Below are 17,768 nucleotides of genomic sequence, written 5' to 3' on the forward strand. Positions count from 1 at the left end.
CCCGGTCAATCATTCTCGACTGGTCGCACCGTTTCACGTGAATCGGCAGACCGGGCTATTTGCCGATGCAAAAGCCGGCGAAGAGCTTGTCGAGCACGTCCTCGACGTCGACGCGGCCGACAAGTCGCTCCAGCGCGGCAACGGCCAGCCTGACGTCTTCGGCCAGCAACTCGACCTCGCCGTGGTGGGCTCCGGTCATCCGCTCCAGCGCGGCGACGGCGTCGGACACGGCTGCGCGATGGCGCGCGCGCGTCAGAAGCGCCGGCTCGGTGCCGATCTCCCCGGAGAGCCGCGAGGCAATGGCGTCGAGCAAGGCGGGCAGGCCATCCCCGGTCAAAGCAGAGACGCCGATCTCGTCCGGCTGGAGAAGGCCTGGCAGGTCGATCTTGGTCGCAACGGCCAGGCTTCGCCCGGACGGGATTGTTCGGTTCGGACGCGAATCGATCGCGCGCAAGGCAAGGACGAGATCGGCGCGCTCGGCCAGGGCTTGCGCGCGCCTGACGCCTTCGACCTCGATGGCGTCGGTGCTGTCGCGAAGCCCCGCCGTATCGATCAGGATGACCGGCAGGCCGGCGAGATCCATCCTGACCTCGATCGCGTCGCGGGTCGTGCCCGGCATGGCCGAGACGATCGCGACGTCGCGGCGCGCCATGGCGTTGAGCAGACTTGACTTGCCGGCATTGGGCGGCCCCGACAGCACGACCACGAACCCATCGCGAACGCGCTCGCCGCGCTCGAAAGACCCCAGCGCCACGCGCAGATCGCCCAGCACCACGGCCGCCAGCTCGCCTGCCTGCGCAACGAGCGGTCCTCCGACATCGCCTTCATCGGAAAAGTCGAGTTCGGCGGCGAGCAGCGCCATCGCTTCGATCAGCCGGGAACGCCAGCGGGCGCATTGCTCGCCAAGCGCACCTTCCATCTGGCGCAGCGCCTGCCGCCGCTGCCATTCCGTCTCCGAATCGATCAGGTCGGCCAGGCCCTCGACCTCCGCGAGGTCGAGCTTTCCGGCCTCGAACGCGCGCCGCGTGAATTCGCCAGGCTCGGCCAGCCGCGCATGGGGCAAGGCTGTGAGTTCGCCCAGCAGACGGCCGAGGACCGCGCTGGAACCATGAACCTGGAATTCGGCCACGTCTTCGCCGGTGAAGCTCGCCGGTCCAGGGAAGAACAGCACGAGCGCGCTGTCGATGGTCTCCCCGGCGCGATCGCGAAGCTGACGCAGGCTGGCCCGGCGTGGGGCGGGTATGGCGCCACAGATCGTTTCGAGAGCGAATCGAACTCCCGGGCCTGAAATCCGGACGACCGCGACTCCGGCTCGTCCCGCGCCGGACGAGAGCGCCACGATCGTCGCGTTGGATCCGGTGTCGATCATGAGCTGGCTGCCGGCGCGCCGATCGTCCTACCCGGTGTGACCCGGCCTGATATCAAGGCGTTGCATGGTCATACCGCATTCATGACAAGAGAGTTACGGTACCGAATCGGTCGCCTCGCGCCCACGGGCGGCGGCCGCTCAGGTGTTCATCGAGTCGAAGAAGTCCGAGTTCTGTTTGGTCTGGCGCAGCTTGTCCATCAGGAACTCGATCGCATCCTGCGGGCCCATCGGGTTCAGGATGCGGCGCAGCACATAGGTCTTCTGCAGATCCGACTTCGGCGTGATGAGCTCTTCCTTGCGGGTGCCCGACTTGATGATGTCGATCGCCGGGAAGATGCGCTTGTCGGCGACCTTGCGGTCGAGGATGACCTCGGAATTGCCGGTGCCCTTGAACTCCTCGAAGATGACCTCGTCCATGCGCGAGCCGGTATCGATCAGCGCGGTCGCGACGATGGTCAGCGAGCCGCCCTCCTCGATGTTGCGGGCCGCGCCGAAGAAGCGCTTGGGCCGCTGCAGGGCGTTGGCGTCGACGCCGCCGGTCAGCACCTTGCCGGAGGACGGCACCACGGTGTTGTAGGCGCGGCCGAGGCGGGTGATCGAATCGAGCAGGATCACGACGTCGCGGCCATGCTCGACCAGGCGCTTGGCCTTCTCGATCACCATCTCGGCGACCTGGACGTGGCGCGAGGCCGGCTCGTCGAAGGTCGAGGACACGACCTCGCCCTTCACCGAGCGCTGCATGTCGGTGACCTCTTCGGGCCGCTCGTCGATCAGCAGCACGATCAGGTAGCACTCCGGGTGATTGGTGGTGATCGACTGCGCGATGTTCTGCAGCAGCACGGTCTTGCCGGTGCGCGGCGGCGCGACGATCAGCGCGCGCTGGCCCTTGCCGATCGGCGAGACGATGTCGATGACGCGGGCCGAGAAATCCTTCTTGGTCGGGTCCTGCACTTCCATGCGCAGGCGCTCGTCGGGATAGAGCGGCGTCAGATTGTCGAAATTGATCTTGTGCTTGATCCGCTCGGGATCCTCGAAATTGATCGTGTTCACCTTGAGCAGGGCGAAATAGCGTTCGCCGTCCTTGGGGCCGCGGATCGGGCCCTCGACGGTGTCGCCGGTGCGCAGGCCGAATTTCCGGATCTGCGTCGGCGAGACGTAGATGTCGTCGGGGCCGGGCAGATAGTTCGAATCCGACGACCGCAGGAAGCCGAACCCGTCGGGCAGGACCTCGACCACGCCCTCGCCGAGGATTTCGGTCTCGCGGGCGGCGAGTTGTTTCAGGATGGCGAACATCAGCTCCTGCTTGCGCATCGTGCTGGCGTTCTCGACCTCGAGCCCTTCGGAAAAGGCGAGGAGTTCGGTCGGAGATTTGACCTTGAGTTCGTGGAGTTTGATTTCCCGCATGGGACACCTGGACGGTAACGGCGCCTGCGGAGAGGCAGGCGCGGAAGACTTCTAAGGAGAGGTCGACAATCCGGAAACGGACCGGCGCGGGGCTTGCGCGGCGCGAGCGTCTGCAAGGGCAGTCGGCTCAGGAACCATCGACGACAGGGAGAACGCTGGAGAAGCGCGATTCCTGATAGCCCGAATCGCAGGCGCGCTCAAGCCGTAAACGACAGGAACCGCTTCAGAACGGCTTGACCACGACGAGGATGACGATTCCCGCCATCAGCAGCGCCGGAACCTCGTTGATCACGCGGTAGAACCGCTCCGATTTGTCGTTGCGGTCCTCGGCGAAGGCGCGCACGCGGCCGACGAGGTAGCCATGGATGCCTGACATGGCGAAGACGAGCGCGATCTTGCCGTGCAGCCAGCCGCCCTTGAAGCCGAAGCCGGCCCAGGCGAGGTAGAGCCCGAGCGCCCATGTCGCGATCATCGAGGGGGTCATGATGCCGCGCAGCAGCCGGCGCTCCATGATCTTGAAGGTCTCGGACCGCTGGGAGCCGACAGGCGCCGCGGCATGGTAGACCATCAGCCGCGGCAGATACAGCATCGCCGCCATCCAGGCGATCACCGTCATGACATGGAAGGCCTTGGCCCATTCATACATGGCGAGACCTCAGGAGCGCACGGCGGCGAGAAGCCGCTCGACATGGGCGATCGGCGTATCGGGCAGGATGCCGTGGCCGAGGTTGAAGATGTATGGCCTGCCGCCGAAGGCCGTCTTGATGGCGGCGACCTCCTGCTCCAGTTCCGGCCCCCCGGCCCGCAGCACGAGCGGATCGAGATTGCCCTGCACCGGAACCAGGGTCTGGATCTCGTCCCGGGCGAAGTCCCGGTCGATCTCGGATTCGAGGCCGGCGGCGTCGACGCCCGTCGCCTCGACATAGCACGGGATCAGCCGGCCGGCGCCCCGCGCGAAGCCGATGATGCGGGCATGCGGATGCACGGCGCGCACGCCGTCGACGATCCGCCTGGTCGGCGCGACGCACCAGCGTTGGAAATCCTCGGGGCCGAGCGATCCGGCCCAGCTGTCGAAGATCTGCACGGCATCGACGCCGGCGTTGAGCTGAGCGTTGAGATAGTCGATCGAGGCCAGGATGATCCGGTCGATGATCGCCTGGAACAGATCGGGGTCGCGGGCGAACAGCGCCTTGGCCGGCTCCTGGCCGGGCGAGCCCCGTCCCGCGACCATGTAGGTCGCCACGGTCCAGGGCGCGCCGCAGAAGCCGATGAAGGCCGTCTCCGGTGGCAGGGCCGCCTTGACCCGCCGCACGGTCTCGATAACCGGCGCCAGCACCGCCTCATTGGCCTGCTCACGGATCTCGGCAAGTCTCTCCTGATCCGCGACGGGCTCAAGCCGCGGACCCTCGCCCTCGACGAACCAGAGTTTCTGGCCGAGCGCGTGCGGCACGACGAGGATGTCGGAAAACAGGATCGCGGCGTCGAAGCCGAACCGCCTGATCGGCTGCAAGGTCACTTCGGCCGCGAGTCCGGGATTGTAGCAAAGCTCGAGGAAGCTGCCGGCCTTGGCCCTGAGCTCGCGGTATTCGGGCAGATAGCGGCCTGCCTGACGCATCATCCAGATCGGTGGAACGGGAAGCGTCTCGCCGGAGAGCGTGCGCAGGAGGACAGGTTCGTCGCGTCTCGCCATGTCCATCCCGACCATCCAGCCCAGACTCTAAAGATTAAGTCTTCTAGAGTGAATCTTATTTTTTGACTCTTGGAGCGGGGCAAATAGCGCGCCGCAAGATGCTCCACAACCCGTCCACAGGCGCGGAGTCCAAAGAACCGCGATCGGACGCATCGTCCTCGAGCGGTTAACGGTTTCTTAACCAACCGGAATCCGGGCTGGCAGGGCGGGAGCCGAAAATGATTCACGTGAAACATTGCCGCTCGGCCGTCCTCGGAGTGGCGTGTGGGCGAATCGACGGGGTTATACAGAGCCGGCCCGCGGAACGTCGGGACGGTGCGGTTGTCCACACCTGTCCCGGGCCCGCCCCGACGATTGCCGGCCGGAACCGGAAGCGCCATCGCCGCAAGGGCTTGCAGTAGGGTTGCCGCGCAAATCCGGTTTCCTCCCGCGCCGGGGATGGTCTAGAGCTTGCGGCCGAGCCTGAACCCGGGAGCCGCCGTGGCCCGCAATTACTTCCACCTCCATCTCGTCTCGGACGCGACCGGCGAGACGCTGATCGCGGTCAGCCGGGCGGCCGCGGCGCAATACGAGACCGTCTCGGCGATCGAGCATGTCTATCCGCTGGTGCGCTCGGAGGCGCAGCTCGCCCGCGTGCTCGCCGAGATCGAGGCCTCGCCCGGCGTCGTGCTCTACACGCTGGTCGAGCCGGAATGGTCGCAGCGGCTGGAGAACTTCTGCAAGGAGCTCGGCTGCCCGTGCCTGTCGGTGCTGCAGCCGGTGCTCTCGCTGTTCCAGTCCTATCTCGGCCAGGCCTCGGCGCCGAAGCCAGGCGCGCAGCACGTCCTCAACGCCGACTATTTCCGCCGCATCGACGCGATGAACTACACGCTGCTGCATGACGACGGGCAGCTCGGCGGCGATCTGGAGAACGCCGACATCATCCTGGTCGGCATCAGCCGGACCTCGAAGACGCCGACCTCGATCTATCTCGCCAATCGCGGCATCAGGACGGCCAACGTGCCGCTGGTGCCTAACGTGCCGCTGCCGCCCGAGCTGGAACGTGTGAAGAAGCCGCTGATCGTCGGCCTCGTCGCCAGCGCCGACCGCATCGTCCAGATCCGCCAGAACCGGCTGCTCTCGCTCAAGGCCGACGACGAGACGCCCTATGTCGACCCCGAACTGGTCGCCAACGAGATCGCCCAGTCGCGAAAACTCTGCGCCCGCAAGGGCTGGCCGGTGATCGACGTCACGCGGCGCTCGATCGAGGAGACGGCGGCGGCGATCCTCGACCTGCTGCGCGACCACCGGATGAAGTTCATCGCGACATGAGCGCGGCCAACGGCCTCTGGCTCTGCGACCAGCCGCTGCTGCTGGCCTCGGGCAGCGCGACGCGGCGCGGCATGCTGCTCGCGGCCGGTATCCCGGTCGAGACGGAAAGGCCCGATGTCGACGAGCGCGCGATCGAGCGCGAGCTGCTGTCGAAAGCGGCAACGCCTCGGGCAGTCGCGGAAACGCTCGCCCGGGCCAAGGCCCTGGCCGTCTCGACCAGGCGGCCCGGCCGCCTGGTGCTGGGCGCCGACCAGACGCTGAACCTCGAAGGCACGCTCTTTCACAAGCCGGGCGACGCGATCGAAGCAAGACGTCAACTGGCGCGCCTGTCGGGCTCCGCCCATCAGCTCTGGTCGTGCTGCGTGCTCGCGCGCGATGGCGAGGTCGTGGCGACCGGCGGGCAGGCGGCGCGCATGACGATGCGGGTGCTGAACGCCGAATCCATCGATCGCTATGTCGCGGCGGCAGGGCCGACTGTCACGACGAGCGTCGGCGGCTATCAGATCGAGGGTCTCGGCGCGCAGCTCTTCGATGGGGTCGACGGCGACCATTTCACCATACTCGGTTTACCGCTATTGCCGGTGCTCGCCGCGCTGCGCGCGCTGAAAGTCCTCGCCAGCTAGTCTCGGTCGCCCGCCATGCCCGCCTCTCCCCGCTGCTTCGTCATCGGCCATCCCATCGCGCATTCGCGCTCGCCTCTGATCCATGGCGGCTGGATCGCCGAGCATGGCCTCGACGGCTCCTATGAGCGCATCGACGTCGCTCCAGCCGCCCTGCCGGATTTCATCGCGAAGGTCCGCTCCGGTGAATTCGCGGGAGGCAATGTCACCGTGCCGCACAAGGAGGCCGTGATGCCGCTGCTCGACCATGTCGGCGATGCGGCCCGCGCCATCGGCGCGGTCAACACGCTCTGGCGCGAGAATGGCCGGCTGTGCGGGGACAACACCGATGCGGCCGGCTTCCTCGCCCATCTCGACGCCTGCGTTCCGGGCTGGAGCGAGCGCACCGATACGGCCCTGATCATCGGGGCCGGCGGCGCGGCCCGCGCCATCTGCTTCGGACTGAAAGCGCGCGGGCTTGCCCGCATCGTCGTGGTCAATCGCAGCCCCGCGCGCGCCGGGGATCTCGCGCGCGCCTTCGGCGCGCCGATCGAGGCGCGGGGCTGGGCGGAACGGCCGGCGCTCGTCGGCGAGGCCGGGCTGATCGTCAACACGACCTCGCTCGGCATGAAGGGCCAGCCGCCACTCGATCTCGATCTTGCCGCCTTGCGTCCCGGCGCGGTCGTCGACGACATCGTCTACGTGCCGCTGAGGACGCCGCTGCTCGACGCGGCCGAGCGGCGCGGGGGCGTCCCGGTCGACGGGCTCGGCATGCTGCTGCACCAGGCCGCGCCCGGCTTCGCGCGCTGGTTCGGCCTGACCCCGTCGGTCACGCCCGCGCTGCGCGCAAGGCTCGAAGCCGATATCGTCGGACACTGATTCGCGGGAGCTGGATTCGGCCGGTGCGGCTCGGGAGCCCATGACCTTCATCCTCGGACTGACCGGCTCGATCGGCATGGGCAAGTCGACCACCTCGGACCTGTTCCGGGAGATGGGCGTGCCGGTGCATGACGCCGACGCGGCGGTGCATCGGCTCTATCGCGGCCGTGCCGTCGCGCCGATGGGCGAGGCTTTCCCTGGCGTGGTCCGCGAGGGCGGGGTCGATCGCGCCCTGCTCTCGGCAGCCGTCCTGGGCAGGCCCGAGGCGCTGGCGCGGCTCGAGGCGATCATCCATCCGCTGGTGCGCGAGGAGGAACTGGCATTTCTCGCTCGCTGCCGGCAGGCGGGCGCGGGCGTCGCGGTGCTGGACGTGCCGCTGCTGCTGGAGACGGGCGGCGAGGGCCGCTGCGACGCCGTCCTCGTCGTCACGGCCTCGGTCGAAATCCAGAAGGCCCGCGTGCTGGGGCGGCCGGAGATGACGGCAGACAAGTTCGCCGCGATCCTCGCCCGCCAGATGCCGGATGTCGAAAAGCGCCGCAGGGCCCATTTCCTTGTGGACTCAGGGCATGGGCCGATGGCGGCGCGCCGGCAGGTCGGCTCTATCCTGAGACTGCTCGCCGGCCGGCCCGGACGGACCCATCGGGCAGCAACCGGCCAAGGGGCGCAAGCAAACGATGCGTGAGATCGTCCTCGATACCGAGACCACCGGCGTCGAGGCCAATGCCGGCGACCGCGTCGTCGAGATCGGCTGCGTCGAACTGGTCAATCATTGCCCGAGCGGCCGCAGCTTTCATTGCTATCTCAATCCGCAGCGGCCGATGCCGGAGGGCGCGTTCAGGGTCCACGGCCTGTCCGACGCCTTCCTTGCCGACAAGCCGCTCTTCGCCGCCGTCGCCGACGAATTCGAGGGCTTCATCGCGGACGCCAGGCTCGTCATCCATAACGCCGCCTTCGATATCGGCTTCCTCAACATGGAGCTGAAGCGGCTTGGCCGCGGCCCGATCGAGCAGGCCCGCGTCGTCGACACGCTGGCCATGGCGCGGCGCAAGCATCCCGGCGCCGGCAACAGCCTCGACGCGCTCTGCAGCCGCTACGGCATCGACAACACCCGCCGCACCAGGCACGGCGCCCTGCTCGACGCCGAGATCCTGGCCGAGGTCTATATCGAGCTGATCGGCGGCAAGCAGACCTCGCTGGGCCTGGGCGCGATCAGTGGCGGCCGTGCCGATAACGGCTTGGCCGGCATTCCCGTCGAGCGGCCGCGGCGCCTGCGCCCGCTCGCGCCGAGGCTCGACCCCGCGGCGATCGCGGCGCACGAGGCTTTCGTGCGCACGCTCGGCAAGACCCCGCTCTGGGCCGGCTATCTCGGCCTGGCCGAGGAAGCCTGACTTCAATCGTCATTGCGAGCGCGGCGAGGCAATCCAGTGGCCTCGCGCAATCCCCATGGATCGCCTCGTCGGCTTCGCCTTCTCGCGAGACGCCGTCCGGCGCTCAGAGCTTCTTGCGTCGGGTCAGCATGTTGAGGCCCTCGATCGCCGCCGAGAACGCCATCGCGGCGTAGATGTAGCCCTTCGGCACATGCGCGCCGAACCCTTCCGCGATCAGCGTGCCGCCGATCATCAGCAGGAAGCCGAGCGCCAGCATCACGATGGTCGGGTTCCTCTCGATGAAGCGCGCCAGCGGGTTGGCGGCGAGCAGCATCACCAGAACCGCGACGATCACGGCGATGACCATCACCGGGATGTGCTCGGTCATGCCGACGGCGGTGATGATCGAGTCGATCGAGAAGACCAGGTCGAGCAGCAGGATCTGGACGATCACGCCGCCGAAGTTCACGGTCGTCGCCCGGCCGCCGTCGAAGATGTTGGGGCCATGGTCGGGATCGACCTTGTGGTGGATCTCTTTGGTCGCCTTCCAGACCAGGAACAGGCCGCCGGCGATCAGGATCAGGTCGCGCCAGGAGAAGGCCTTTCCGAAGACCGAGAAGACCGGCGTGGTCAGCGAGACGATGATCGCGACGGTCGAGAGCAGGCCCAGCCGCAGCACCAGCGCCAGACCGATGCCGATGCGGCGACCGCGCTCGCGCTGGTGCTCGGGCAGCTTGTTGGTCAGGATCGAGATGAAGATCAGGTTGTCGATGCCAAGAACCACCTCCATGGCGATCAGTGCCCCGAGCGCCGCCCAGACGGCGGGATCGGCGGCAAGCGTCATCAGATAGTCCATGGGGTCTCCGGTCACGAAAAAGCGGGCGCCCGGGATGGGCGTCCGCCGTCGACTGATCCGGGACATGGATGTTCGTCCGTCATGTCGCAAGAGTGACGGAACAGCGCCAGACGCGAAAGGGGCCGCGAGGCCCCTGTCGTGATCGTCCCGCGACGGTCTATGTCAGGCGTTGGGCGCGCCGCCCTGGCCCTGGAGTTCCTGCACGCGCTGCTGGAAGAGCTGCGCGAAATCGATCGGCGGCACGTAGAAGGGCGGGAAGCCGCCGTTCTGCACGGCCTCGGCGATGATCTGCCGGGCGAACGGAAAGAGCAGCCGGGCGCAGTCGATCACCAGCACGGGGTGGATGTGCTCGTCCGGCACGTTGAGCAGCCGGAACACGCCGCCATAGCTCAGGTCGAAGGCGAACAGCGTCTCGCCGGCGAGTTCCGCCTTGCCCTCGAGCCGCAGCACGGTCTCGTAGTCGTTCTCGCCGAGTCCGTTGCTCGAGACATTGACCTGCAGCGACATCTGCGGGCCCTGCTGGGCTTCCTGCTGGCCGAGCGCGCGCGGCGCCTTGGGGTTCTCGAAAGAGAAATCCTTGGTGTACTGGATCAGCGCGCTCATGCTCGGCGCGGCCTCGGCTGTGGCGGCGCCATTGCCGTTCGGGGTGTCATTGGCCATCGGTGCCACCATGGTCTGCAAGCTGTGTTGGGAAACTCCGCGCCGCCTCGGGGGCCATCGGAATTGCGCACCGCGTGCCGGTGCAAGGCGGGCGTCGGCTATCATGGACGCCGTCCCGGCACAAGAAGTCTGCTTCACAAGGGCGGGGGTGGATGTTACGAGCCTTGATCACCATATGAAGCGCAGCCAAGACGAGATGCCCTTTCGGAACGTTTCCCGCGAGGAGCCGTTGCTGAAGCGGTCTCTGGAGCTCCGGATCAGGTTTCGATGCAAGATTTCGACATAAAGACCCTGTTTTTCCTGGCGCTGGCCGTCTTTGTCGCCTGGAAGCTCCGTTCGGTGCTCGGTCAGAAGACCGGCAGCGAGCAGCCGCCTGTCGATCCCTTCGCGCGCCGCGAAACCCCGCCGATGCGTCCGGACCAGGCTTCGCCGGCCGACGGCCGCCGCGACAACGTCATTCGTCTGCCTGGCGCGGCAGCCGAGCCGGTTGCGCCGACCGTGCCGGCGGCCGAACGCTGGAAGGGCATCGCGCCGGCGGATTCACCCGTGATCGCCGGCATCGAGGCGGTGGTCCAGCAGGAGCCCTCCTTCGATCCGCACGAGTTTCTCGGCGGAGCCAGGGCGGCCTATGAGTCGATCGTCACCGCATTCGCGCGCGGCGACCGCAAGACGCTGAAGGGCCTGCTCGCCAAGGAGGTCTATGACGGCTTCGAGATGGCGATAAGCGAGCGCGAGAAGCGGGGCGAGAAGGCCGACACCTCCTTCGTCTCGATCGACAGGGCCGAGATGACCGCCGTGGACGTCAAGGGCAAGACCGCGCAGGTCACGATCGCCTTCGTCTCCCAGCTGATCAACGTCGTGCGCGACGCTCAGGGGGCGGTGGTCGACGGCAGCGCCGAGGCGGTGTCCGAGGTCAACGACATCTGGACCTTCTCGCGCCAGCTCGGCAGCCGCGATCCGAACTGGCTCCTGGTCGCAACCGAATCCGCTGCGTGATCCGTGGCGTCGGCTCCGCGCTGGCGCTGGTTTTCGCGCTCTGGCTCGCGGCCGTGACAGAGGCTCTTGCCCAACAACCGCCCTTGCCGCCCGGCGCCCGCGCCGAGCGGCTTTCTTTTGAGGCCATGCCCGGCTGGCAGACCGACGATCACCGCGCGGCGTTCAGCATCTTCGCGCGCGGTTGCGCCGCCGGGCCGCCCTTGCGCGGCGGCGTGGCGATCCCCGCCGATCTGACGAGGATCTGCGGTCTCGCTGCCGGAGTGGATCGCGCCGCGCAGGGCGATCGGGTTCTGGCGCGGCGCTTCTTCGAGACGCATTTCGCGGCCTGGCGCATCCGCCCGGGCGAGGGTGCGTCGGGCTTCATGACCGGCTATTTCGAGCCGGAGTTCGAGGGTTCTCTCGCGCGCTCGGACACTTTCCCGACGCCGCTCTACGGTCGCCCGCCCGATCTGGTGACGCGCATGCCGGGCGACGACTGGCCCGGACTCGATGAGGCCCTGACCTCGGCGCGTCGGACCCCGCGCGGGCTCGAACCTTTTCCCGACCGCGCCGCGATAGAGACCGGCGCTCTCGACGGCCAGAACCTCGAAATCCTCTGGATGCGCGATCCCGTCGATCGCTTCGTGCTGCAGGTGCAGGGCTCGGGCCGCATCCGCTTAGCCGACGGCGCGGTGACGCGGCTGGTCTATGCCGGACGCAACGGCCACGCCTATACCTCGCTCGGGCGCGTGCTGAGCCAGCGCGAAGCGATTCCGCCCGAACAGATGACGATGGACCGGCTGATCGCGCGGCTGAAGACCGATGCCGGCTTCGCCCAGGAGCTGATCCGGCAGAACCGCTCCTTCGTCTTCTTCGCGCGGCGCGACGACCTTCCGGCCGAGTCCGGGCCGATCGGCGGGGCCGGGCTGCCGCTGACGCCGCTGCGTTCGATCGCGATCGACCGGGCGATCTGGCCCTATGGCCTGCCGGTCTGGATCGACGCGACGATTCCAGGCGATGGCGGCGGCATGGAGCGCCTCTCCCGGCTGACGATCGCGCAGGACACCGGCTCGGCCATTCTCGGCCCGGCCCGGATGGACCTCTTCGTCGGCTCCGGCGCGCGGGCCGGCCACCGCGCCGGGCTCGTGCGGCATCCGGTCGATTTCATCGTGCTCTGGCCGCGCGAGGCCAGGCCGTGACCGTGCGGCGCAGGGGCAGGGCGCTGACGGCGGCCGATATCGCGCTCTGGCGCGAGGTGGCGCGCTCGGTCAAGCCGCTGCCGGGCCGGGCTCTGCCGCCGGAGGAGCTTGCCCCCGCGTCGACCGCAGCCGCGCAAGCCCGGCCGGCGCTGCCGGCGCCGCAGCCGCGGCAAGTCCCATCCAAACCCGCTCCGCCGCCGCTCGCGCCGCTGGAGCGCCGCCTGCGCACGCGGCTCAGGCGCGGCCAGCAATCGGTCGAGGCGGTGATCGACCTGCACGGCATGCGCCAGGACGAGGCGCATCACGCGCTGCGCGCCTTTCTCAGGCGCGAGCAGGCGCGCGGCTGCAAGCTCGCGCTCGTCGTCACCGGCAAAGGCGCGGCAGGGATGGGCGCGGCCGGCGACGCGCATTCCGGAGAGGAGCGCGGCGTGCTGAAGCGCAGCGTGCCGCACTGGCTGCGCCTGCCCGATCTCAGGCCGCTCGTCGTCGGCTTCGAGGAGGCCGAGCAGCGCCATGGCGGCGCGGGCGCGCTCTATATCCGCCTGCGCCGCAGCCGCGAGCTCTAGCGCATGACGCCCTTCGGTCGGCGTGTCAGGCAGTTGCGGGCCGCCCGCGGCGTCACATTGGCCCGGATGGCCGCGGCGCTCGGCGTCACGCCCGCCTATCTCTCGGCGCTCGAGCACGGCAAGCGCGGTCGCCCGACCTTCACGCTGATCCAGGGCGTGATCCATGTTCTCGGCGTGATCTGGGACGAGGCCGACGAGCTCGTCCGCCTCGCCGATCTCTCGCATCCCCGCGTCGTCGTCGACACGGCCGGGCTGGAGCCCGAGGCGACGCTGCTCGCCAACCGCCTCGCCCGCGAGATCGGCGCGCTGGAGCCCGATGCGCTGCGGCGGCTGTCGGCCGTGCTCGACGAGGCCGTGGCCGGCCGGATCGGGGCCGACAGGCCGGCTTGACCCGGTGCCGGGTGGATGCGACACGCCGCCCAGCCTTTTTGTCGCATCAGCATCCGGACCGCCCATGACCAACTCGCGCACCGACGTTCTCGCCCTCGGCAACGCCATCGTCGATGTCATCGCCTCGGCGGAAGAGGATTTCCTCAGCCAGCATGGCCTGACCAAGGGCGCGATGGCGCTGATCGACGAGGCCCGCGCCGAGGCGCTCTACGCCTCCATGGGCCCCGGCAAGGTCGTCTCGGGCGGCTCGGCCGCCAACACGATCGCCGGCCTCGCCTCCTTCGGCGGCAAGGGCGCGTTCATCGGCAAGGTCAGGAACGACGAGCTCGGCAAGCTCTACCGCCACGACCTGACCTCGCTCGGGGTCGCCTTCGACACCGCCTTCGCGACCGAGGGTCCGGCGACGGCGCGCTCCTTCATCATCGTCACGCCCGACGGCGAGCGCACGATGAACACCTATCTCGGCGCCTGCCAGGGGCTCTCCGTCGCCGATGTCGACGTAAAAGCCGTCGAGAACGCCGACATCATCTATCTCGAAGGCTATCTCTGGGATCCGCCGGCGGCCAAGGACGCCTTCCGCAAGGCCTCCGAGATCGCCCACAAGGCCGGCGGCAAGGTCGCGATCACCCTGTCGGATTCCTTCTGCGTCGACCGCTACCGCGACGAGTTCCTGGGTCTCGTGCGCAACCGCATGGTCGACATCGTCTTCGCCAACGAGCACGAGCTGAAGAGCCTCTACCAGGCGCCGGCTTTTGAGGACGCGCTCGCCGCGCTGCGCGCCGAGAATATCCTGGCCGTGGTGACGCGCTCGGAGAAGGGCGCGCTCGCGGTGACGCCGGACGGCATCGTCGAGGAGCCGGTCTTTCCGGTGACGCGCGTCGTCGACGCGACCGGGGCGGGCGACCTCTTCGCGGCCGGCTTCCTGTTCGGCCTGACCTCGGGCCGCGAGGCGCGCGATTCGCTGCGGCTGGGCGCGCTGGCGGCGGCCGAGATCATCGGCCATGTCGGCGCGAGGCCGGACATGAACCTGAAGGTGCTGGCGGGGAACGAAGGGCTGCTGTGAAAGCGCTGCCGCTTGTCATTCCGGGGCGGCTCTTCGGGCCGAACCCGGAACCCATGACTGGGTGAGATTGCGATCAGAGTTTTTGCGGTCTTGGGTTCCGGGTTCTTCGCTGTGCGAAGCCCCGGAACGACAAGGTCGTCGTTCGTCCGGCCCTCTCTCAATAAAGCGTCGCCCTGACCCGCTCCGGCAAAGCCTTGTCGTAAGCCTCGCCGTCGAACGGCTCGACCGCCGCGTTCTTCGCCGTGATGTCGCGCAGGATCGCGCCGGCGCTCGGCAGCGCCCGCTTGTCGACATGCGCCGCCGGGTTCCAGAGGTCGGCCCGCACCACCGCGCGCGAGCACTGGAAGTAGACCCGCTCCACCGTCACCACGATGACGCAGGCCGGCGGCTTTCCGGCCATAGCGAAGGACGCGCACAACCCCGGGTCGTCCGACAGCGTCGCCGTTCCGTTGACGCGCAGGGTCTCGCCATGGCCGGGGATCAGGAAGAGCATTCCGACTCTCTGGTCGGACAGGATATTCCTCAACGAATCCAGACGGTTGTTGCCTCTTCTGTCCGGAATCAGCAGCGTTTTGGCGTCCCGGACGGTGACGAAGCCCGGCTGATCCCCGCGCGGCGAGCAATCCAGGCCCTCCGGACCGTTGGTGGCGAGCAGCATGAAGGGCGAGGCCGCGATCAGCGCGCCGTAGTTCGCGTCGATGTGGTCGATTTCCTTCGCGATCGAGGCGCCGACCGGCGGGTTGGGATAGAGGCGGCTTAGGGCATCCAGAGAGGTGATGGTGCGGTCCGTCATGGTTACAACCTCTCCCGGCATGGTCGGCCTTGTGCCGACCATCCGCGTCTTCGCTGATTTGAGAAGAGCACCGAGAATCCGTCTGGCTCCCTCTTGCTGTAATGGCAGCATAGCCGCGGCTGTCGCAAGACGTGGATGGTCGGCACAAGGCCGACCATGACGAGCCGGGTTGCGCTGGACACTGAAAAGAAAGACGCCCCGCATCCTGCGATGCGGGGCGTCGTGATTCACGTGAAACGCAAGCGCTTCACATCTGGCGCGGGTCTCACTCGGCCGCGCGCTCGCGGCTCTTCTCGGCCTCGCGGGCGGCTTTCAGCTTCTCGGTCAGGTCCTCGCCGGTCGCCTGGTCGACGACCTTCATCGAGAGGCGGATTTTTCCGCGCTCGTCCTGGCCGAGGAACTTGACCTTGACCTTGTCGCCTTCCTTGACGACGTCCGAGACCTTCTGGACGCGCTGGGCGGCGAGTTCGGAGATATGGACGAGGCCGTCCTTGGCGCCGAAGAAGTTCACGAAGGCGCCGAACTCCATGATCTTCACCACGGTGCCGTCATAGATCATGCCCGGCTCGGCTTCCGAGACGATCGACTTGATCCACTTGATCGCCGCTTCGATCGACTTGCCGTCGGCCGAGGCGATCTTGATCGTGCCGTCATCCTCGATGTTGACCTTCGCGCCGGTCTTCTCGACGATCTCGCGGATGACCTTGCCGCCGGAGCCGATGACCTCGCGGATCTTGTCGACCGGGATCTTCATCGTCTCGATGCGCGGGGCGTATTCGCCGAGCTGGCCGCGCGAGGCCGAGAGCGCCTTGTTCATCTCGGTCAGGATGTGGTCGCGGCCGCCCTTGGCCTGGTCGAGGGCGACCTTCATGATCTCCTCGGTGATGCCGGCGATCTTGATGTCCATCTGCAGCGAGGTGATGCCCTCGGCCGTGCCGGCGACCTTGAAGTCCATGTCGCCGAGATGGTCCTCGTCGCCGAGGATGTCGGAGAGCACGGCGAAGCGCTCGCCTTCCAGGATCAGTCCCATGGCGATGCCCGCGACCGGCGCCTTGAGCGGCACGCCTGCGTCCATCAGCGCCAGCGAGGTTCCGCAGACGGTCGCCATCGAGGAGGAGCCGTTCGACTCGGTGATCTCCGAGACGACGCGGATCGTGTAGGGGAACTCCGACTTCGCCGGCAGCATCGGCCGGATCGCGCGCCAGGCGAGCTTGCCATGGCCGATCTCGCGGCGGCCGGGCGAGCCCATGCGGCCGGCTTCACCCACCGAATAGGGAGGGAAATTGTAGTGCAGCAGGAAGGTCTCCTTGTAAGTGCCTTCCAGCGAGTCGATGTACTGCTCGTCGTCGCCGGTGCCGAGCGTGGTCACGACCAGCGCCTGCGTCTCGCCGCGGGTGAACAGCGCCGAGCCGTGGGTACGCGGCAGGATGCCGGCTTCCGAGACGATCTTGCGCACCGTCTTCAGGTCGCGGCCGTCGATGCGGACGCCGTCGTCGAGGATGGTCCAGCGCACGACCTTGGCCTGCGCCTCCTTGAACTGGCCGCCGACCTGCTCCTTGGTGAAGCTGGTCACGCCGTCCGGCGTCTCGGAGATCAGCGCGGCGACTTTCGCCTTGGCGGCGTCCAGGGCCTTGTAGCGCTCGGCCTTGGTGGTGATCTTGTAGGCGGCGCGCAGATCCGCGTCGACCAGCTTGAGGACGGCGTCGAGCACCACCGAATTATCGGCCGGCTCGTAGTCGCGCGGCTCCTTGGCGGCCTTCTCGGCCAGGCGGATGATCGCGTCGATCACCGGCTGGAAATGCTTGTGGCCGAACATCACCGCGCCGAGCATGATCTCCTCGGAGAGCTGCCTGGCCTCGGACTCGACCATCAGCACGGCGTCCGGGGTGCCGGCGACGACGAGGTCGAGCTGCGAATCCTTGATCTCGTCGATCAGCGGGTTGAGCTTGTAGGCGCCGTCGACATAGCCGACGCGGGCCGCGCCGACCGGACCGGTGAACGGCACGCCGGAAAGCGTGAGCGCGGCGGAGGCGCCGACCATCGCGACGATGTCGGGATCGTTCTCGAGGTCGTGTTGCAGCACGGTGCAGACGACCTGCGTCTCGTTGCGGTAGCCCTCGACGAAGAGCGGGCGGATCGGCCGGTCGATCAGGCGCGAGACCAGCGTCTCCTTCTCGGTCGGGCGTCCTTCCCGCTTGAAATAGCCGCCGGGAATGCGGCCGGCGGCGAAGGTCTTCTCCTGGTAGTTCACGGTCAGCGGGAAGAAGTCGATTCCCGGCTTCGGCGACTTGGCGGAGACGACGGTCGCGAGCACGACGGTCTCGCCATAGGTCGCGAGCACGGCGGCATCCGCCTGGCGGGCGATCTTGCCGGTCTCGAGCACGAGCTTGCGCCCGCCCCACATCAGTTCTTCGGTCTGTACATCGAACATGGATTTTGTCTTTCGGATCGGATTTCGACCCGTCAGGTGTCTTCCTGGCCCATGGGCAAGACGGCGAAGCGCTCGGATATGTGCTGGTCTGGCGCCCGAGCGCTCGGCAATCCTGCCATGGGCGTGAAGGACGCCCGGCGGGTCATGCGGGGAGGCCGCCCCATGCGGGCCCCGCGCTGACATCGGGAGACGTCGCCCCATTGCGGCCGGCTTCCG

The 17,768-nt window shown here is 67.9% G+C and carries 18 protein-coding genes; 10 read left to right on the top strand and 8 right to left on the bottom strand.

Translation table 11 applies throughout. The features are described from left to right. Positions 1-55 precede the first annotated feature (55 nt). The 4 genes from mnmE to hemE form a co-directional block, all read right to left on the bottom strand. Positions 56-1,369, bottom strand: coding sequence for a tRNA uridine-5-carboxymethylaminomethyl(34) synthesis GTPase MnmE (mnmE, locus tag AC1RRW_RS13415; protein WP_492901258.1), 1,314 nt, complete (start codon positions 1,367-1,369; stop codon positions 56-58). 138 nt (positions 1,370-1,507) lie between these two features. Beyond that, the gene (rho, locus tag AC1RRW_RS13420; protein WP_492901259.1) at positions 1,508-2,773 is read right to left on the bottom strand and encodes a transcription termination factor Rho; all 1,266 of its coding nucleotides are present in this window, start codon (positions 2,771-2,773) and stop codon (positions 1,508-1,510) included. Positions 2,774-2,996: 223 nt separating this feature from the next. Then, on the bottom strand, positions 2,997-3,419 hold the full coding sequence (gene hemJ, locus AC1RRW_RS13425) for a protoporphyrinogen oxidase HemJ (protein WP_492901260.1): 423 nt from the start codon (positions 3,417-3,419) through the stop codon (positions 2,997-2,999). Between the two features lie 9 nt (positions 3,420-3,428). Next, positions 3,429-4,463, bottom strand: a complete 1,035-nt coding sequence (hemE, locus tag AC1RRW_RS13430) for a uroporphyrinogen decarboxylase (protein ID WP_492901261.1) — start codon at positions 4,461-4,463, stop codon at positions 3,429-3,431. 480 nt (positions 4,464-4,943) lie between these two features. On the opposite strand from hemE, the gene AC1RRW_RS13435 reads away from it, so the two are divergent. The 5 genes from AC1RRW_RS13435 to dnaQ are packed head-to-tail and all read left to right on the top strand — an operon-like array spanning position 4,944 to position 8,640. Continuing rightward, on the top strand, positions 4,944-5,774 hold the full coding sequence (locus AC1RRW_RS13435) for a pyruvate, water dikinase regulatory protein (RefSeq protein WP_492901262.1): 831 nt from the start codon (positions 4,944-4,946) through the stop codon (positions 5,772-5,774). Continuing rightward, positions 5,771-6,397 carry a Maf family protein gene (locus tag AC1RRW_RS13440; RefSeq protein WP_492901263.1) on the top strand — a complete coding sequence of 209 codons (627 nt, stop codon included), beginning with the start codon at positions 5,771-5,773 and terminating at the stop codon, positions 6,395-6,397. The genes AC1RRW_RS13435 and AC1RRW_RS13440 overlap by 4 nt, the downstream gene beginning before the upstream one ends. Before the next feature lie 15 nt (positions 6,398-6,412). After that, the gene (locus AC1RRW_RS13445) at positions 6,413-7,252 is read left to right on the top strand and encodes a shikimate dehydrogenase (RefSeq protein ID WP_492901264.1); all 840 of its coding nucleotides are present in this window, start codon (positions 6,413-6,415) and stop codon (positions 7,250-7,252) included. A 40-nt stretch (positions 7,253-7,292) separates the two neighbouring features. Beyond that, on the top strand, positions 7,293-7,934 hold the full coding sequence (coaE, locus tag AC1RRW_RS13450) for a dephospho-CoA kinase (protein ID WP_492901265.1): 642 nt from the start codon (positions 7,293-7,295) through the stop codon (positions 7,932-7,934). Continuing rightward, positions 7,927-8,640 (top strand): DNA polymerase III subunit epsilon, encoded by a 714-nt coding sequence (gene dnaQ / locus AC1RRW_RS13455; protein WP_492901266.1) that lies wholly within the window; start codon positions 7,927-7,929, stop codon positions 8,638-8,640. Before coaE ends, dnaQ begins: the two co-directional genes overlap by 8 nt. Before the next feature lie 103 nt (positions 8,641-8,743). On the opposite strand, the gene AC1RRW_RS13460 is transcribed toward dnaQ, so the two are convergent. Next, on the bottom strand, positions 8,744-9,475 hold the full coding sequence (locus AC1RRW_RS13460) for a TerC family protein (protein WP_492901267.1): 732 nt from the start codon (positions 9,473-9,475) through the stop codon (positions 8,744-8,746). A 162-nt stretch (positions 9,476-9,637) separates the two neighbouring features. After that, the gene (gene secB / locus AC1RRW_RS13465; RefSeq protein WP_492901268.1) at positions 9,638-10,135 is read right to left on the bottom strand and encodes a protein-export chaperone SecB; all 498 of its coding nucleotides are present in this window, start codon (positions 10,133-10,135) and stop codon (positions 9,638-9,640) included. A 267-nt stretch (positions 10,136-10,402) separates the two neighbouring features. Here secB and AC1RRW_RS13470 point away from each other — a divergent pair, with 267 nt between their 5' ends. The 5 genes from AC1RRW_RS13470 (at position 10,403) to AC1RRW_RS13490 (ending at position 14,328) form a co-directional block, all read left to right on the top strand. Beyond that, the gene (locus AC1RRW_RS13470; protein WP_492901269.1) at positions 10,403-11,131 is read left to right on the top strand and encodes a Tim44/TimA family putative adaptor protein; all 729 of its coding nucleotides are present in this window, start codon (positions 10,403-10,405) and stop codon (positions 11,129-11,131) included. Then, the gene (gene mltA / locus AC1RRW_RS13475) at positions 11,128-12,309 is read left to right on the top strand and encodes a murein transglycosylase A (protein WP_492901270.1); all 1,182 of its coding nucleotides are present in this window, start codon (positions 11,128-11,130) and stop codon (positions 12,307-12,309) included. Before AC1RRW_RS13470 ends, mltA begins: the two co-directional genes overlap by 4 nt. Further along, entirely contained in the window at positions 12,306-12,875 is a 570-nt protein-coding gene (locus AC1RRW_RS13480) for a Smr/MutS family protein (RefSeq protein ID WP_492901271.1), read from the top strand. Before mltA ends, AC1RRW_RS13480 begins: the two co-directional genes overlap by 4 nt. 3 nt (positions 12,876-12,878) lie before the next feature. Further along, entirely contained in the window at positions 12,879-13,265 is a 387-nt protein-coding gene (locus AC1RRW_RS13485) for a helix-turn-helix domain-containing protein (protein ID WP_492901272.1), read from the top strand. 64 nt (positions 13,266-13,329) lie between these two features. Beyond that, positions 13,330-14,328: an adenosine kinase gene (locus AC1RRW_RS13490; protein ID WP_492901273.1), complete on the top strand. Its 999-nt coding sequence runs from the start codon at positions 13,330-13,332 to the stop codon at positions 14,326-14,328. A 157-nt stretch (positions 14,329-14,485) separates the two neighbouring features. On the opposite strand, the gene AC1RRW_RS13495 is transcribed toward AC1RRW_RS13490, so the two are convergent. Further along, positions 14,486-15,121, bottom strand: a complete 636-nt coding sequence (locus AC1RRW_RS13495) for a pyridoxamine 5'-phosphate oxidase family protein (protein WP_492901362.1) — start codon at positions 15,119-15,121, stop codon at positions 14,486-14,488. Positions 15,122-15,386: 265 nt separating this feature from the next. After that, on the bottom strand, positions 15,387-17,552 hold the full coding sequence (gene pnp, locus AC1RRW_RS13500; RefSeq protein ID WP_492901274.1) for a polyribonucleotide nucleotidyltransferase: 2,166 nt from the start codon (positions 17,550-17,552) through the stop codon (positions 15,387-15,389). Between the last annotated feature and the right edge of the window lie 216 nt (positions 17,553-17,768).

This window comes from Allobosea sp. GW821-FHT12C12, assembly GCF_058807355.1.

Bases quoted from the DNA above. Each gene is read 5' to 3' on its own strand.
- AC1RRW_RS13445 (WP_492901264.1), top strand. From the start codon at position 6,413: ATGCCCGCCTCTCCCCGCTGCTTCGTCATCGGCCATCCCATCGCGCAT.
- AC1RRW_RS13440 (WP_492901263.1), top strand. From the start codon at position 5,771: ATGAGCGCGGCCAACGGCCTCTGGCTCTGCGACCAGCCGCTGCTGCTG.
- mnmE (WP_492901258.1), bottom strand. From the start codon at position 1,369: ATGATCGACACCGGATCCAACGCGACGATCGTGGCGCTCTCGTCCGGC.
- AC1RRW_RS13495 (WP_492901362.1), bottom strand. From the start codon at position 15,121: ATGACGGACCGCACCATCACCTCTCTGGATGCCCTAAGCCGCCTCTAT.
- AC1RRW_RS13490 (WP_492901273.1), top strand. From the start codon at position 13,330: ATGACCAACTCGCGCACCGACGTTCTCGCCCTCGGCAACGCCATCGTC.
- rho (WP_492901259.1), bottom strand. From the start codon at position 2,773: ATGCGGGAAATCAAACTCCACGAACTCAAGGTCAAATCTCCGACCGAA.
- dnaQ (WP_492901266.1), top strand. From the start codon at position 7,927: ATGCGTGAGATCGTCCTCGATACCGAGACCACCGGCGTCGAGGCCAAT.
- hemE (WP_492901261.1), bottom strand. From the start codon at position 4,463: ATGGCGAGACGCGACGAACCTGTCCTCCTGCGCACGCTCTCCGGCGAG.
- hemJ (WP_492901260.1), bottom strand. From the start codon at position 3,419: ATGTATGAATGGGCCAAGGCCTTCCATGTCATGACGGTGATCGCCTGG.
- AC1RRW_RS13470 (WP_492901269.1), top strand. From the start codon at position 10,403: ATGCAAGATTTCGACATAAAGACCCTGTTTTTCCTGGCGCTGGCCGTC.
- coaE (WP_492901265.1), top strand. From the start codon at position 7,293: ATGACCTTCATCCTCGGACTGACCGGCTCGATCGGCATGGGCAAGTCG.
- secB (WP_492901268.1), bottom strand. From the start codon at position 10,135: ATGGCCAATGACACCCCGAACGGCAATGGCGCCGCCACAGCCGAGGCC.
- AC1RRW_RS13460 (WP_492901267.1), bottom strand. From the start codon at position 9,475: ATGGACTATCTGATGACGCTTGCCGCCGATCCCGCCGTCTGGGCGGCG.
- pnp (WP_492901274.1), bottom strand. From the start codon at position 17,552: ATGTTCGATGTACAGACCGAAGAACTGATGTGGGGCGGGCGCAAGCTC.
- AC1RRW_RS13485 (WP_492901272.1), top strand. From the start codon at position 12,879: ATGACGCCCTTCGGTCGGCGTGTCAGGCAGTTGCGGGCCGCCCGCGGC.